Consider the following 15,096-nt stretch of genomic DNA (forward strand, 5'->3'; position numbering starts at 1 on the left):
GCAGCGGCAACCGCGGAGCGGCGGCTCAACTGATGCCGCTCCGGACTACTGCGCCCGGTGCGCCGGACGCAGAAGTCCGCACGGGCAACAGTTGCGCACTCGCGATCGAGGCGGGTCAGCCGATGCCGGAACCGATGGAGCCGACCACGGCGTCGAGCATGGTGCCAGAGGCATCCCGCCTGGCGCCGGAGTCCGGGAGGACGCGGGGCGCACCATCGATGCCGACGGCACGCGCGGGCACAGACCCCACCCAAGCCAGGCTGAGCACGTCTTCGCCCTTGAGGAACCTGTGCGAGCGCACACCGCCCGTTGCCCGGCCCTTGGCGGGGAACTCGGTGAAGGCCGAGACCTTGGCGCTGCCCGGGTCGGTACCGGCGAGGGTCTGGCTGCCGGAGGCTATCGTCGCCACGACGGCCTCGTCGGCGTCGGCGGTCGACAGGCTGGTGAAGTACACCACCTGAACGTCGGCGCCCAGCTTGATACCGGCCATGCCGCCGGCGGTGCGGCCCTGCGGACGCACCGTGCCGGCCGGGAAGCGCAGGAGCTGGGCGTCCGAGGCGACGAAGACCAGTTCGTCGTCTTCCGCGCCTTGCACGGCGCCGATGACCTCGTCACCGGGCTTGAGCGAGATGATCTCGAAGTCGGGCTTGTTCGCCCAGTCGTTCGGGGTGACCCGCTTGACCACACCCTGCTTGGTACCCAGCGCGATCGCCCGGTCGCTCGTGAGCGACACGATCGCCAGCACGACCTCGGTGCCGGACAGCGAGAGGTAGTCCCGCACCCGCACGCCGGCGGCGAGCTGGATCGAGGTGGGGGGCAGGGCGGGCAGGTCGACGGGGGAGAAGCGGATGAGCCGGCCCCGGTTGGTCACGGCGCCGATCTCGGCGCGGGTGGTCGTGTCGAGGGCGGAGAGCACGGCGTCGTGCTTGCTGCGCCGCTGCGCGGGAGTGATGCGCTCAACCTGGTCGTCGATGCTCTGGGGCAGGTCGACCCGGGCGATGCGGCCGGTGGTGCTCAGGTACACCCGGGTGGGGGAGTCGGAGACCTCGAGCACGGCGGCCGTGCGCTTGGCCGAGGCGCCGGCGATGCTCGGCCGGGCCTCCGTCAGCAGGGTGCGCCGCGGGGTGCCGAACCGGTCGGAGACGAGGGCGAGTTCGTCGGACACCAGGGTGCGGATGGCCTGCTTGTTGCTCAGCAGGATCTCCAGCGCGCGGATTTCGGCGAGTAACTGGTCGCGTTCGGTTTCGAGCTCGATCCGGGAGAACTTGGTGAGCCGGCGCAGTCGCAGTTCGAGGATGTATTCGGCCTGGATCTGGCTGAGGTCGAACACGTCGATGAGGCGGGCGCGGGCCTGCTCGGTGTCGTCGCTGGCCCGGATGACCTGGATCACCTCGTCGATGTCGAGGATCGCGATCAACAGTCCCTCAACCAGGTGCAGGCGTTCCTTGCGCCGGGCGAGTCGGTAGGCCGAGCGTCGGGTGACGACCTCGATGCGGTGGTCGACGTAGACCTGCAGCAGTTCGACCAGTCCGAGCGTTTGCGGGCCGCCGTTGACCAGGGCGACGGCATTGATGTTGAAGGAGTCTTCGAGCGGAGTCACCCGGTACAGCTGCTCGAGCACGGCCTCGGGGCTGAACCCGGTCTTGATGCCGATCACCAGCCGCAGCCCCTTGGTGCGGTCGGTGAGGTCGGTGACATCCGAGATGCCGCTGAGCTTCTTGGAGTTGACGCCGTCCTTGATCTTCTCGATGACCCGCTCCGGTCCGACCAGGTAGGGCAACTCGGTGACGACGAGCCCGGACTTGCGGGCGGTGATCGCCTCGACCGAGACCTTGGCGCGGGTCTTGAAGCTGCCCCGCCCGGTGAGATAGGCGTCCTTGATCCCGGCCAGGCCCACGATCGTGCCGCCGGTGGGCAGGTCGGGTCCCGGCACGAACTCCATCAGCTCGTCCAGGGTCGCCCGCGGATGGGCGAGCAGGTGCCGGGCCGCACCGATGACCTCGATCAGGTTGTGCGGGGCCATATTGGTGGCCATACCCACCGCGATGCCGCTGGCGCCGTTCACGAGCAGGTTCGGGTAGGCGGCGGGCAGCACGTCGGGCTGGGTGAGCTGGTTGTCGTAGTTGGGCACGAAATCCACGACGTCTTCGTCGAGGTGTTCGGTCATCGCCAGGGCCGGAGCGGCCAGGCGGGCCTCGGTGTAGCGCGGTGCGGCCGGGCCGTCGTCGAGGGAGCCGAAGTTGCCGTGACCGTCGATCAACGGCACCCGGAGAGTGAACGCCTGTGCCATGCGCACCATGGCGTCGTAGATCGCCGTGTCACCGTGCGGGTGCAGCTTGCCCATGACCTCTCCGACGACGCGGGCCGACTTGACGTGGCCACGGTCCGGGCGCAGGCCCATCTCGCTCATCTGGTACAGGATGCGTCGCTGCACGGGCTTGAGCCCGTCCCTGGCATCGGGAAGGGCACGCGAATAGATCACCGAGTAGGCGTACTCGAGGAACGATCCCTGCATTTCCGTCGACACATCGACGTCTTCGATACGTTCGGTGGATGCGGCGGGCACGGTGTTCTCTGAGCGGCTCATTCGTAGATTCTGCTGAGTGGGGCCCCGCCGGCACGACCGGCTGAGCACGGGCTGATGCGCACTGATCTGCGCCAGGAAACTCGCGGCTTTCGTCTATGACAGACTGGGCCAGATGCCCCCTATGCTACCGGTCCGGCCCTTTGGCGCCGTTCGCCTTGCCGACGTTCTGACAAGTTCCCTGGCGTCCCTGCAGGGCAGCCCTAACCCGCTCGGACTGCCGCAGGCGGCGCGGGCCGTCGTCGTCCTCGCGGACGGCCTCGGGGTCAGCAGTCTCCGGGCCAGGGCCGGGCACGCCCGGTTCCTCACCGCGAACCTGGCCAAGACCGACGTCGTCGACGGGGTCTTCCCGGCCACGACGGCGGCGGGCATCGCGTCGCTCACCACCGGAGTCGCCCCGGGCAGCCACGGTCTGGTCGGGTACAAGGTGCTCGACGCCGACAACGACAGGGTGGTCAACCAGCTCACCGGCTGGGACGCGCAGATGCAACCGCTCAGTTGGCAGAACCAGCCGACGGTCTTCGAACACGCCACCGCTCTGGGCATCCCGAGCTTCGCCGTCGGACCTAAGAGATTCGCGGACTCCGGTTTCAGCCAGGCCGTGCTCCGCGGCGCCGGCTACGTGCCTGCCGAGACCATCGCCGCGAGATTCGAGGCGGCGCGCACACTCTTCGACAGCGAACCGCGCGCGTTGATCTACCTTTATGTTCCCGAGCTCGACATCAATGCGCACGCGCACGGCTGGGAGTCCGACCGCTGGCTCGCCCAGTTGGAGAGCCTCGACGCCGAAACGGCGAAGTTCGCCGCGGGCCTCCGCTCCGACGAGGGCATGATCCTCACCGCAGACCACGGGGTGGTCGACGTGCCCGCCGCCAAGCAGGTGCTCTTCGACACCGTGCCCGCCCTCGTTGCCGGGGTACGCCACATCGGTGGAGACCCCCGCTGCCTGCAGCTGTACACCGACCCCGGCGTCGACGCCGATCAGCTCGCGGATGCCTGGCGCAGCGTCGAGGGGGAGCGGGCCTGGATCTTCACCCGGGCGGAGGCCGTGCAGGCCGGGTTGTTCGGGCAGGTGCGGGCCGAGGCGCTTCCGCGGATCGGTGATGTGATCGTCGCCGCGCGCAAGCTCATCGCCTACTACGACTCCAGAGAGCCGAACCAGTCGGCACGCAGCATGGTCGGCCAGCACGGCTCGCTCACCGACGAGGAACTCCGGGTGCCGGTGGTCCGCCTGGGCGCTTACCGGCGGTGAACACCGGTCGACAGAAACGACGAACCCCCGTGAGCAGGCTCACGGGGGTTCGTCGTATCTGACGGCTGCAGCAGATCAGGCGGGGTACTGGCCGCGCTTCACCTGGGGCTTCGGCAGGCGCATCACCCGCAACTGCAGGGCGCGCATGGCCGCGTACCAGCGCACCTTCTCGGCCTTGCCGGGGAACTTCGCCTCGACCTTCTTGGTCAGGATGAAGCCGAGGACGACACAGTCCACGATCGCCACCAGGAAGAACGCCCAGAGGGCGAGGATGCCGTACGTCTGCACCGACGGGTCCGGGAAGAAGGTGAGCAGGATGACGGCGAACATCACCGGGATCATGAACTCACCCACATTGAAGCGGGCGTCGATGTAGTCACGGGCGAACTTCTTCTGCGGTCCGCGTTCGCGCACCGGAAGGTACTTGTCCTCGCCGGCAGCCATGCCGAGGCGGGCCTTCTCGCGGGCCTCAGCGGACTTGGCGCGCTGCTGCTTCGCGGCGAGCTTGCGGTCGTCCGGAACGAGGGGACGCTTGTTCGCGGCTTCCTGCACGCGCCGGCTCGGCGTCGGCTGGCCCTTGCCGGTCGAGGTGCCGGCAAGCCTGGCCTTCGTCTCGTCGACGGTCTCGATCGACGACTCGGCGCCGGGATTTACAGGTTGCTTAGCCACATCAGTTCCTTGCATTTGAGTTGCCTTAAGATTACTCGCATGACGCATACCGTGGATACAGCCGCAGGAACCCCCCAGCAAGACGTGGAGGCGCCGCTCGATCCGGCCCTGCGCTCCGCGGTCACCCGGGAGTTGCCGCGCACCATCGCCGACCTCTCTGCCCTGGTGCGGATCCCCTCGGTGTCCTGGGCCGCATTCGACCGGGAGCACGTGCGCGCGAGCGCCGAAGCCGTGGCCGAACTCGTGCGGGAGATCGGGATCTTCGAGTCGGTGAGCGTCACTCAGGCGGGCATCCCCGGCACCGACGAGCTGGGCCAGCCCGCCATCCTGGCGACCAGGGCGGCGAAGAACGGCCGTCCGACCGTTCTCCTCTACGCCCACCACGATGTGCAGCCCCCCGGACAAGACGAGCAGTGGGAGTCGCCGCCGTTCGAGCCGACCGTGCGCGGAGACCGGCTGTACGGCCGTGGCGCCGCCGACGACAAGGCCGGGGTGATGGCGCACATCGCCGCCCTGCGCGCGTTCCTCGCCGTCACGGCGGGGGACATCGACCTCGGCCTGGCCCTCTTCATCGAGGGGGAGGAAGAGTTCGGCAGCCGCTCCTTCGCCACCTTCCTGACCGAGAACCGGGCTGCCCTGGCCGCCGACGCCATCGTCGTGGCGGACTCCAACAACTGGGACATCAACACGCCGGCGATCACGATCGCCCTGCGCGGCAATGTCACGTTCCGCCTCACGGTGAGCACGTTGGCGCACGCATCGCACTCCGGCATGTTCGGCGGCGCGGTGCCCGACGCCATGATGGCCACCATCAAACTCCTCGGCACCCTCTACAACGCCGACGGTTCCGTCGCGATCGCCGGCCTCACCAGCCACGACGCGCCCACCCCGCCCTACGACGAAGCAGCCCTGCGGGCCGAAACCGGGCTGCTGGACGGCGTGCAACCCATCGGACACGGCACCATCCTGAGCCGGCTCTGGTCGCAGCCTGCCGTGACGGTCACCGGAATCGACGCACCGACGGTGGCGAACGCATCCAACACCCTCACCCCGTCGGTGAGTGTGCAGGTCAGCGTGCGGATCGCACCCGGTCAGTCGGCCTCTGAGGCCGCCACGGTCATCGAAGAGCACCTCCGCGCCAACGCGCCGTTCGGCGCTCAGATCAGCATCGACGATCTCGACACCGGAGACCCGTTCCTAGTGGACACCGACGGTTGGGCCGTGGCCGAAACCCGCCTGGCCATGGCGTCGGCGTGGGGCGTCGACCCCGTCGACGTCGGCATCGGCGGGTCGATCCCGTTTATCGCCGACCTCGTGCGCGAGTTCCCCGCTGCCCAGATCCTGGTGACCGGCGTGGAGGACCCGGACTCGAGGGCGCACAGCCCCAACGAGTCCCTGCACCTGGGCGTGTTCACCCGCGCCGTCCTGAGCGAGGCGTTCCTCCTCGGGCGATTGAACTCCCGCACCGGGCACTGAGCCGGTTCAAAGCCGGGGCCGGGAATGCCGTGCCGGGGAATACTGGGCCACGGTGGACGCTTCACCGTATGAAGCCCGAACAGAATCCACCCCACTGGTCCAGCAGATTCCCGGGACGGATGGGTAGAATACAACCAGATTCGCCGGTCGAACCCCACGGGCGTGGGACCATCACCGAATGCGAAACCGGATAATACCGAGGAGTACCATGACCGACACGCTCGAAACCCGCTCATCCGCCCACGGCGTCGGCCTGACCGATGTTGCCGCCCAGAAGGTGCGCAGCCTGCTCACGCAGGAGGGTCGCGAAGACCTCCGTCTGCGCGTAGCCGTGCAGCCCGGCGGATGCTCCGGCCTGATCTACCAGCTCTACTTCGACGAGCGCACCCTCGACGGCGATGCCGTCGTGGACTACGAGGGTGTCGAGGTCGTCGTCGACAAGATGAGCGTGCCGTACCTCGAAGGCGCCTCGATCGACTTCGAGGACACCATCCAGAAGCAGGGCTTCACCATCGACAACCCGAACGCCGGCGGCAGCTGCGCGTGTGGAGATTCTTTCCACTAAGCCAAATCAGGTGTGTGACCCGGGAGACCATCCAGCGGATGGCCTCCCGCACGCATATTCGGCTGGAGGAGTTTTCGGGCCGGATGGGCCGGGAAAACAGCCCGAGTCAGGCCCTTCGACCCTGTTGGCCGGAGACGAAATCGGGCGTTTTCTTTCCCGGCACGGGCCCAACTGCACTCCTGGGGGATCGGCGCGGAGTAGGCTGAAGATGATAAACGCACTTCCTGTGTAGTGCCCTCACGTCTTTCCGAAAGGTCACCGGTGCTCAAAAACCGCCGTCTCCGATGGGCCGTCATTCCGGTCGCAGCAACGCTCGCCATAGTCCTGGCTGGATGCACCCAGGCTCAACTCCACGGGTACCTGCCCGGTTTTGTGGAGGGTGAGGCCCCGGTCACGAACAACACCGAGCGTGTTGCCGGCCTCTGGACCACCTCCTGGATCGTCCTGCTCATCGTCGGCCTCATCACCTGGGGACTGACGATCTGGGCAGTCGTGGTGTACCGCCGCCGCAAGGGCCAGACCGGCCTCCCGGTGCAGTTGCGCTACAACATGCCGATCGAGATCTTCTACACGATCGTGCCGCTGATCCTCGTGCTGGGCTTCTTCGCCTTCACCGCGCGCGACCAGAACGCCATCGAAGCCCGCTTCGACGAGCCTGAGGTCAAGATCGAAGTTCTCGGCAAGCAGTGGGCCTGGGACTTCAACTACGTCACCGACGACGTGTTCACCCAGGGCATCCAGGGCCAGCCCGACGCCGACGGCGAAGCAGGCGCCCTGGTCGAATCCGAGATCCCCACCCTCGTTCTGCCGGTGGGCAAGAAGATCGAGATCGCGCTCGAATCCCGCGACGTCATCCACTCCTTCTGGGTCATCGACTTCCTCTACAAGAAGGACATGATCCCCGGAAAGACCAACTACATGTCGGTCATCCCCGAGCGCATCGGCACCTACGCCGGCAAGTGCGCCGAGCTGTGCGGCGAGTACCACTCGTTGATGCTCTTCAACGTCGAGGTGGTGTCAGAGGCCGACTACGAGGCGTACGTCGAGTCGCTGCGGGCCGCCGGCAACGACGGTCAGGTCTCCAACGAATACGACCGCAACTCCAATCTCCCGGGCACCGAAGCCCCGACGGCTGAGGAAGGCAACTAGACCATGAGCACAGCAACCGCTCCGGCCGGCGCACAGGCCGCGTCCCCGGTCTCGCGTCCCACCGGCGTCGACCGCAAGGGCAACATCGTCGTCCGCTGGATCACTTCCACCGACCACAAGGTCATCGGGTACATGTACCTGATCACATCGTTCGTGTACTTCTGCCTCGGCGGTGTGATGGCGCTCGTGATGCGCGCCCAGCTGTTCGAGCCCGGCCTCGAAATCGTGCAGACGAAGGAGCAGTACAACCAGCTCTTCACCATGCACGGCACGATCATGCTGCTGATGTTCGCGACGCCGCTGTTCTTCGGCTTCGCCAACGCTCTCATGCCGTTGCAGATCGGCGCGCCGGACGTGGCCTTCCCCCGGCTGAACGCCTTCTCCTTCTGGCTCTTCTTCTTCGGCAGCCTGATCGCCGTCGGTGGATTCCTCACCCCGCAGGGAGCCGCCTCGTTCGGCTGGTTCGCCTATCAACCGCTGGCCAGCACGACGTTCTCACCCGGCATCGGCGGTAATCTCTGGATGGTCGGCCTGGGCCTCTCCGGCTTCGGCACCATCCTCGGTGGCGTGAACTTCATCACCACGATCATCACCATGCGCGCTCCCGGCATGACCATGTTCCGGATGCCGATCTTCACCTGGAACATCCTGGTCACATCGCTCCTCGTGCTGATGGCCTTCCCGGTCCTCGCCGCCGCCATGCTCGCCGCTGCCAGCGACCGGATCTTCCTCTCGCACATCTACGACCCGGCCAACGGTGGTGCCATCCTCTGGCAGCACCTGTTCTGGTTCTTCGGCCACCCCGAGGTGTACATCATCGCGCTGCCGTTCTTCGGCATCGTGTCAGAGGTCTTCCCGGTCTTCAGCCGCAAACCGATCTTCGGCTACAAGACGCTCATCTACGCCACCATCTCGATTGCCGCCCTGTCGGTCACCGTATGGGCGCACCACATGTACGTCACCGGCTCGGTCCTGCTGCCGTTCTTCTCCCTCATGACGATGCTCATTGCCGTGCCAACGGGCGTGAAGATTTTCAACTGGATCGGCACGATGTGGCGGGGCTCGATCACCTTCGAGACGCCCATGCTCTGGGCCATCGGCTTCCTGATCACCTTCACCTTCGGTGGACTGACCGGCGTCATCCTCGCCTCGCCGCCGCTGGACTTCCACGTGTCCGACACCTACTTCGTCGTCGCCCACTTCCACTACGTGGTGTTCGGCACGGTCGTGTTCGCCATGTTCAGCGGGTTCTACTTCTGGTGGCCCAAGTGGACGGGCAAGATGCTCAACGAGCGCCTCGGCAAGTGGCACTTCTGGCTGCTGTTCATCGGGTTCCACACCACCTTCCTGGTGCAGCACTGGCTCGGCGTCGTCGGCATGCCCCGCCGGTACGCGTCCTACCTGCCCGAAGACGGTTTCACCTGGATGAACCAGCTGTCCACCGTCGGGTCGATGATCCTGGCCGTGTCGATGATCCCGTTCTTCCTGAACGTGTACATCACGGCGCGCACGGCTCCCCAGGTCACCGTGAACGACCCCTGGGGGTACGGCGCTTCGCTCGAGTGGGCCACCTCGTGCCCGCCGCCGCGGCACAACTTCACCTCGATCCCCAGGATCCGGTCTGAGCGCCCCGCGTTCGACCTGAACCACCCCGAGGCGGGCATTCCGGTGGGGGTCGGTCCGGCGAAGGATGCCCCGGACGCCCCGACGTACGACGCGGCATCGGAAGAGGTCAAGTAGATGAACGCCAATATCAAGCTCTACTGGATCCTCACGGTCTTCCTCGCACTGGTCACCGTCGCGTACGTGATCTGGGGTCTGGTTGACCCGCTACAGGGCCACATCGAGTGGGTGGGCACCTTCGCCATCGCGCTCTGCGCGCTGCTGGTCGCGTTCATCGGCTTCTACCTGTCCCGGGTCTACAAGGCTCAGGGCGGGGAACTTCCCGAGGACCTGCTGGATGCCAACATCGACGACGGTGACCCCGAACTCGGCTTCTTCAGCCCGTGGAGCTGGTGGCCGATCATGCTCGCCGCCAGCGCCGCCCTGCTGTTCCTCGGCCTGGCCGTGGGCTTCTGGATCTCCTTCATCGCCGTGGGCATCGGCGTGATCAGCCTCGTCGGCTGGGTGTACGAGTACTACCGGGGCCTGTTCGCCCGCTAACGGCCCGTCAGCAGCATCGGAAGGCGCCATCGACCCCGAGGTCGGATGGCGCCTTCCGTCGTTTCAGGCCGGCCCTGAGCTCCGCAGAGACCCGCAAGCGGCACTAGGCCGTGATGCGACGGAAGCCCAGCAGTCTGAAGGCAACCGTGACGTCAGTGCGCTGCTCGTCGTGATCCTCTGCTGCGTCGGCGGCATGGTGATGGGACGAGGGACCCATGCCGATCAAGGCAGCCACATCTACGGGGGTCAGCGGCAGCACAGAGCTCAGGTCCTCGGAGCTCTCGAGCACGAATAATCCATCGAGGCTCGACACCAGGTCGGCCGTCTTGTTGCCGTGGACATCCAGCGCGAGACCGGCCGCGCGCAGTTCCTGCAGGTGGGTCGGGTGCGGCACCACGACGGCGAGGAAGCCGTCGGGGTTGAGGATGCGGTGGAACTCGGCCGGGTTGCGCGGAGCGAAGACATTGATGACGATGCCGGCGGCACCGTCGCGAATTGGCAGGGGCGACCACACATCCGCAACCAGGCCCACGGTCGACGCGGCTGAGAGTGACGCTCCGGCCCGTACGGTTCGGGCAACGGCTGCGGAGGACAGGTCGACGGCCAAGGCCCTGAGGCCGGGTTCGTCGGGTTGGGATGTCGGTGCCGCCTGCGTCTCCGCGAGCGTTCGGAGCACACCGCGGAGGTAATAGCCGGTGCCGCATCCGATGTCGATGACGCTGGTTGCCGCCTCGGCGGCGACGAGGCGGCCGAGCGCAGCACGCAGCCCGTCGTACCAGCCCCGCGCCAGAAACGCCTCCCTGGCGTCGAGCATGGCCGCGGAGTCGCCGATGAGCTTCCGAGAACCCACGATCAGAGAGGCGAAGCCGCGCCGGTTGACGTCGAAGCGGTGACCGTTGGCACAGGCGAGAACTGTCGTGTCGGCGGGGGAGAGGGCGGTCAAACAGTTCGGGCACCGGAGCCACTCCGACAGGGTCTGGAGTGGCTGCGGTGCCCGAACTGGCCCACCAAGGGTGTTAGTGGTGATCGCCGTGGCTCTCTTCAAGTTCCTTGGTGCCGACCGGGGCGATCCGGTCTTCGAAGAACCAACGGGACAGGCCGGCGCGCACCCGTTGGATGGGTGACACCTTGCCCTGCGCGTTCGGGGTGAGCTCGAGCGGCTTGTAGTCGGCGTAGCTGACCAGCTTCCAGCGCTCGTACTCATCAACGGGCTGGTGCACCTCGATGTACTCGCCACCGGGCAGGCGCACGATGCGTCCGGACTCGTAGCCGTGGAGCACGATCTCACGGTCCTTCTTCTGCAATGCCAGGCAGACGCGCTTGGTGATGTAGAAGGCGATGAACGGGCCCAGGATCACCACGGCCTGCAGGGTGTGGATGACACCCTCCATGGTGAGCTTGAAGTGCGTGGCGATGATGTCAGACGACGCCGCAGCCCAGAGGCCCGCGTAGAACGTGACACCGGCAGCGCCGATCGCGGTGCGGGTCGGAGCGTTGCGCGGTCGGTCCAAGATGTGGTGCTCGCGCTTGTCGCCGGTCACCCACGCTTCGAGGAACGGGTACAGCAACACAACGCCGATGAAGAGTCCGAGTCCGACGAGGGGGATCAGGATGTTGAACGACCAGGTGTGGCCGAGCCAGACCCACTCGAGTCCCGGCGGAATCAACCGCAGGGCACCGTCGGCGAAGCCGATGTACCAGTCGGGCTGGGTGCCGGCCGAGACCGGTGAGGGGTCGTACGGGCCGTAGTTCCAGATCGGGTTGATCGTGAAGAACGACGCCAGCAGCATGACGACACCGAAGACGATGAAGAAGAATCCACCGGCCTTCGCAGCGTAGACCGGCAGCACCGGGTAACCGACGACGTTGTTGTTCGTGCGGCCGGCTCCGGGGTACTGGGTGTGCTTGTGCACGACCACGAAGAGCAGGTGCAGCGCGATCAACGCGACGATGATTGCCGGGAGCAACAGGATGTGCAGTGAATAGAGCCTGCCGACGATGTCGGTGCCGGGGAACTCGCCGCCGAAGAGGAGGAACGAGATCCAGGTGCCGACGACCGGGATGCCCTTGACCATGCCGTCGATGATCCGCAGGCCGTTACCGGAGAGCAGGTCGTCGGGGAGCGAGTAGCCGGTGAAGCCCTCGGCCATGGCCAGGATGAACAGCACGAAACCAATCACCCAGTTGAGCTCGCGCGGCTTGCGGAACGCGCCGGTGAAGTAGATGCGCAGCATGTGCAGGCCGATGGAGGCCACGAACAGCAGTGCCGCCCAGTGGTGCACCTGACGCATCAGCAGGCCGCCGCGCACATCGAAGGAGATGTCCAGCGAGGAGGCCATCGCGACCGACATCTCCACGCCCTTGAGGGGTACGTACGAGCCGTCGTAGTGCACTTCCGCCATCGAGGCCTGGAAGAAGAAGGTCAGGAAGGAGCCTGACAGCAGGATGATGACGAAGCTGTACAGCGCCACCTCGCCGAGCAGAAACGACCAGTGGTCGGGAAAGATCTTGCGACCCAGCTCCTTGACCGCGGTGGAAATGCTCGTGCGCTCGTCGAGGTAGTTCGCCGCGGCGCCGGTGAAGCCGCCGGACTTCTTCGTTTCGGCGGGTTTCATGTCAGTTGTTGTACTCACTGTCGCTCCCAAAAGCTCGGTCCGACGGGTTCAAGGAAATCGCTCTGTGCAATCAAGTATCCCTCTTCATCGACAGCAATGGGGAGCTGGGGGAGAGGACGCTTGGCCGGGCCGAAGATGACCTTCGCGTGGTCGGCCACGTCGAACTGCGACTGGTGGCACGGGCAGAGCAAGTGGTGTGTCTGCTGTTCGTACAAACCGACGGGGCAACCGACGTGAGTGCAGATCTTGGAGTACGCGACGATGCCGTCGTACGACCAGGATTCGCGCTCCGGGGACTGGATGAGATCTTCCGGCTTCATCCGCACCAGGATCACGGCGGACTTGGCCTTCTCTTCGAGGCGGCCGTGCTCCAGGTCCTGCAAACCTTCGGGAATCACCGCGAAGGAGGAGCCGAGGGTGACATCCGACGCCTTGATGGGCGAACCGGAGGGGTCGAGGGCGAGTCTGGTGCCCTTTTCCCACATGGTCTGCTTGAGGAGGGCGACAGGGTCCTGGTCCTGCGGTGCGAGGCCACGGAACAGCACAACGGCCGGCAGCGGGAATACCACCAGGGCGCCGATCAGGCTGTTGCGAATCAGGGTGCGACGGCCGAAGCCGGATTCAGTGTTGGCCTCTTGGAAAATCTCGACCGCGCGGGCGCGGGTCTCGTCGCTGCCGCGGACCGGGTGACGCTCGTCGATGCCTTCTTCGTCGTGCATCAGGGCCTTGCCCCAGTGCACGGCGCCGATTCCGAGCGCCAACAGTGCCAGCGCCAGGCCGATACCGATGAACAGGTTGTTCAGGCGTACCGATCCCGGGTCTTCCGGAACGATGGGGAAGATCATGTATGCGGCGATGGCGAAGACGCTACCGACGATGGACAGGTAGAACAGGGTGTAGACCGTGCGCTCGGCGCGCTTCTCCGCGCGGGGATCGAGGTCGGTGACCCGGGGACGGTGCGGCGGGAAGCCGGGGTTGGCCACGGCGTCGCGTGCGACGACGGCGGTGCCCGCTGCCGCGGTGACGTGCTCGACGCTCGAGGAGTCGGCAGGGGTCAGATCCTTCCCGCTGGTCTCATCGCTGGCCATGGTTCTCCTTCGAGGGCGCTGTCTGTGTTCGCTGTGTCATATCCGAATGCCGATCAGTTCGATTTCGCCGTGATCCACACGGTCAGGGCGACGATGGCGCCCAGTCCGAAGATCCAGAGGAAGAGGCCTTCAGATACCGGTCCGAGGGAACCCAGGGCCAGTCCACCCGGTGAGGGGTTGTTCTCGACGTACTTGAGGTAGGTGATGATGTCGCGCTTGTCTTCGGGCGAGATGTTCATGTCATTGAAGACGGGCATGTTCTGCGGGCCGGTGACCATGGCCTCGTAGATGTGCTGCGGGGAGACACCTTCCAGGGCCGGGGCGTACTTGCCCTCAGTCAGGGCGCCACCGGCTCCAGCGACGTTGTGGCACATAGCGCAGTTGATCCGGAAGAGCTCTGCGCCGGCAGCGGCGTCGCCCTGGGCGTCCAGGAGTTCTTCGTCGGGAATGGCGGGGCCGGGTGCCAGCGAGGCGACGTATGCGACCAGGGCCGCAGTCTGCTCCTCGGTGAACTGCACGGGCTTGACGATGGCCTGCGGGCCGCTGGCCTGCATGGGCATGCGTCCCGTGCCGACCTGGAAGTCGACGGAAGCTGCTCCGACGCCGATCAGGCTCGGTCCGGTGCCGGTTCCCTCGGCGCTGAGGCCGTGGCACGTCGCGCAGTTCGCGGCGAAGAGTTTCTCGCCCTCGCTGACCGTCTGTGCCGATGCGCTGTCCGTGGCCGCGGTCGCGGTGCTCGTGCTGAACATGGCGTAAGCGCCGCCGGTGAACAGCAGGCCGATCGCAATGAGGGCAACGCTCGCGAGCGGGCTGCGCCGGCCGGAGCGGCGCTGACGGCCGCTGGTAGGTTTCTGAGTCCTGGGCATACTGAGTGTGTCCGCTCCTGCTTGTTATTTAAGAACGTAGATGACCAGGAAGAGCCCGATCCAGACGACGTCGACGAAGTGCCAGTAGTACGAGACCACGATGGCGCTGGTGGCTTCCTTGTGACCGAAGTTCTTGACCGCGAATCCTCGGCCGATGACCAGAAGGAACGCGATGAGTCCGCCGGTCACGTGGATGCCGTGGAAACCGGTGGTGAGGTAGAACGCGGAACCGTAGGCGTTGGAGGCGAGGGTGACACCCTCGGAGACCAGGGTCGCGTATTCCAGGACCTGACCGGAGACGAAGATCGCACCGAGGGCGTAGGTGAGGAAGAACCACTCGACCATGCCCCACTGGCTGGGCTTCCACCCCGTCGACCTGGCCTGCAGGCGCTCGGCGGCGAAGACACCGAACTGGCAGGTCACGGAGGACGACACCAGGATCAGCGTGTTCACCAGGGCGAAGGTGAAGTTGTGCTTCTCGGTTTCGAACTCCCACAGACCGGGGGAGGTCGAGCGCAGGGTGAAGTAAATGGCGAACAGGCCGGCGAAGAACATGACTTCGCTGCCCAGCCAGACAATGGTGCCCACTGCCACGCTGTTGGGCCTGTTCACTACGGGGAGGGTCGCCCGAGGAGTAATTGAGGTCGTCGTCACTATTCCATTATGGCC

General features: G+C 66.0%; 13 protein-coding genes. 6 read left to right on the plus strand and 7 right to left on the minus strand.

Annotated elements, in window-relative coordinates; translation table 11 throughout:
• Nucleotides 1-115: 115 nt before the first annotated feature.
• On the minus strand, nt 116-2,587 hold the full coding sequence (locus CTB96_RS12705; protein ID WP_110127250.1) for a DNA gyrase/topoisomerase IV subunit A: 2,472 nt from the start codon (nt 2,585-2,587) through the stop codon (nt 116-118).
• 112 nt (nt 2,588-2,699) lie between these two features.
• Between CTB96_RS12705 and CTB96_RS12710 the strand changes: the two genes are divergently transcribed.
• Nucleotides 2,700-3,836 carry an alkaline phosphatase family protein gene (locus CTB96_RS12710; RefSeq protein WP_110127251.1) on the plus strand — a complete coding sequence of 379 codons (1,137 nt, stop codon included), beginning with the start codon at nt 2,700-2,702 and terminating at the stop codon, nt 3,834-3,836.
• 75 nt (nt 3,837-3,911) lie between these two features.
• Here the strand turns inward: CTB96_RS12710 and CTB96_RS12715 are convergent, their stop codons facing one another.
• Nucleotides 3,912-4,505 carry a DUF3043 domain-containing protein gene (locus CTB96_RS12715; RefSeq protein WP_248283365.1) on the minus strand — a complete coding sequence of 198 codons (594 nt, stop codon included), beginning with the start codon at nt 4,503-4,505 and terminating at the stop codon, nt 3,912-3,914.
• 39 nt (nt 4,506-4,544) lie between these two features.
• Here CTB96_RS12715 and CTB96_RS12720 point away from each other — a divergent pair, with 39 nt between their 5' ends.
• The 5 genes from CTB96_RS12720 to ctaF all read left to right on the plus strand — a co-directional run bounded on the left by CTB96_RS12720 (nt 4,545) and on the right by ctaF (nt 9,858).
• Entirely contained in the window at nt 4,545-5,981 is a 1,437-nt protein-coding gene (locus CTB96_RS12720) for a dipeptidase (RefSeq protein ID WP_110127253.1), read from the plus strand.
• A 208-nt stretch (nt 5,982-6,189) separates the two neighbouring features.
• Nucleotides 6,190-6,546 carry an iron-sulfur cluster insertion protein ErpA gene (gene erpA, locus CTB96_RS12725; protein WP_110127254.1) on the plus strand — a complete coding sequence of 119 codons (357 nt, stop codon included), beginning with the start codon at nt 6,190-6,192 and terminating at the stop codon, nt 6,544-6,546.
• Nucleotides 6,547-6,807: 261 nt separating this feature from the next.
• The gene (gene ctaC / locus CTB96_RS12730) at nt 6,808-7,695 is read left to right on the plus strand and encodes an aa3-type cytochrome oxidase subunit II (protein ID WP_110127255.1); all 888 of its coding nucleotides are present in this window, start codon (nt 6,808-6,810) and stop codon (nt 7,693-7,695) included.
• 3 nt (nt 7,696-7,698) lie between these two features.
• Complete coding sequence (ctaD, locus tag CTB96_RS12735) at nt 7,699-9,435, plus strand: aa3-type cytochrome oxidase subunit I (protein ID WP_110127256.1); 1,737 nt, start codon at nt 7,699-7,701, stop codon at nt 9,433-9,435.
• Nucleotides 9,436-9,858 (plus strand): aa3-type cytochrome oxidase subunit IV, encoded by a 423-nt coding sequence (gene ctaF, locus CTB96_RS12740; protein ID WP_110127257.1) that lies wholly within the window; start codon nt 9,436-9,438, stop codon nt 9,856-9,858. It begins immediately after the preceding gene.
• Between the two features lie 103 nt (nt 9,859-9,961).
• Here the strand turns inward: ctaF and CTB96_RS12745 are convergent, their stop codons facing one another.
• From CTB96_RS12745 to ctaE, 5 genes are all read right to left on the minus strand, one after another.
• On the minus strand, nt 9,962-10,801 hold the full coding sequence (locus CTB96_RS12745; protein ID WP_110127258.1) for a class I SAM-dependent methyltransferase: 840 nt from the start codon (nt 10,799-10,801) through the stop codon (nt 9,962-9,964).
• Between the two features lie 73 nt (nt 10,802-10,874).
• The gene (gene qcrB / locus CTB96_RS12750; RefSeq protein ID WP_110127259.1) at nt 10,875-12,473 is read right to left on the minus strand and encodes a cytochrome bc1 complex cytochrome b subunit; all 1,599 of its coding nucleotides are present in this window, start codon (nt 12,471-12,473) and stop codon (nt 10,875-10,877) included.
• 14 nt (nt 12,474-12,487) lie between these two features.
• Nucleotides 12,488-13,561, minus strand: coding sequence for a cytochrome bc1 complex Rieske iron-sulfur subunit (gene qcrA / locus CTB96_RS12755; protein WP_110127260.1), 1,074 nt, complete (start codon nt 13,559-13,561; stop codon nt 12,488-12,490).
• Between the two features lie 53 nt (nt 13,562-13,614).
• Nucleotides 13,615-14,427 (minus strand): cytochrome bc1 complex diheme cytochrome c subunit, encoded by an 813-nt coding sequence (gene qcrC / locus CTB96_RS12760; protein ID WP_110127261.1) that lies wholly within the window; start codon nt 14,425-14,427, stop codon nt 13,615-13,617.
• 24 nt (nt 14,428-14,451) lie between these two features.
• Nucleotides 14,452-15,081: an aa3-type cytochrome oxidase subunit III gene (gene ctaE / locus CTB96_RS12765; RefSeq protein WP_427846488.1), complete on the minus strand. Its 630-nt coding sequence runs from the start codon at nt 15,079-15,081 to the stop codon at nt 14,452-14,454.
• Nucleotides 15,082-15,096 lie beyond the last annotated feature (15 nt).

It is taken from the genome of Cryobacterium arcticum (assembly GCF_003185895.1).
GTDB classification, from domain to species: domain Bacteria; phylum Actinomycetota; class Actinomycetes; order Actinomycetales; family Microbacteriaceae; genus Cryobacterium; species Cryobacterium arcticum.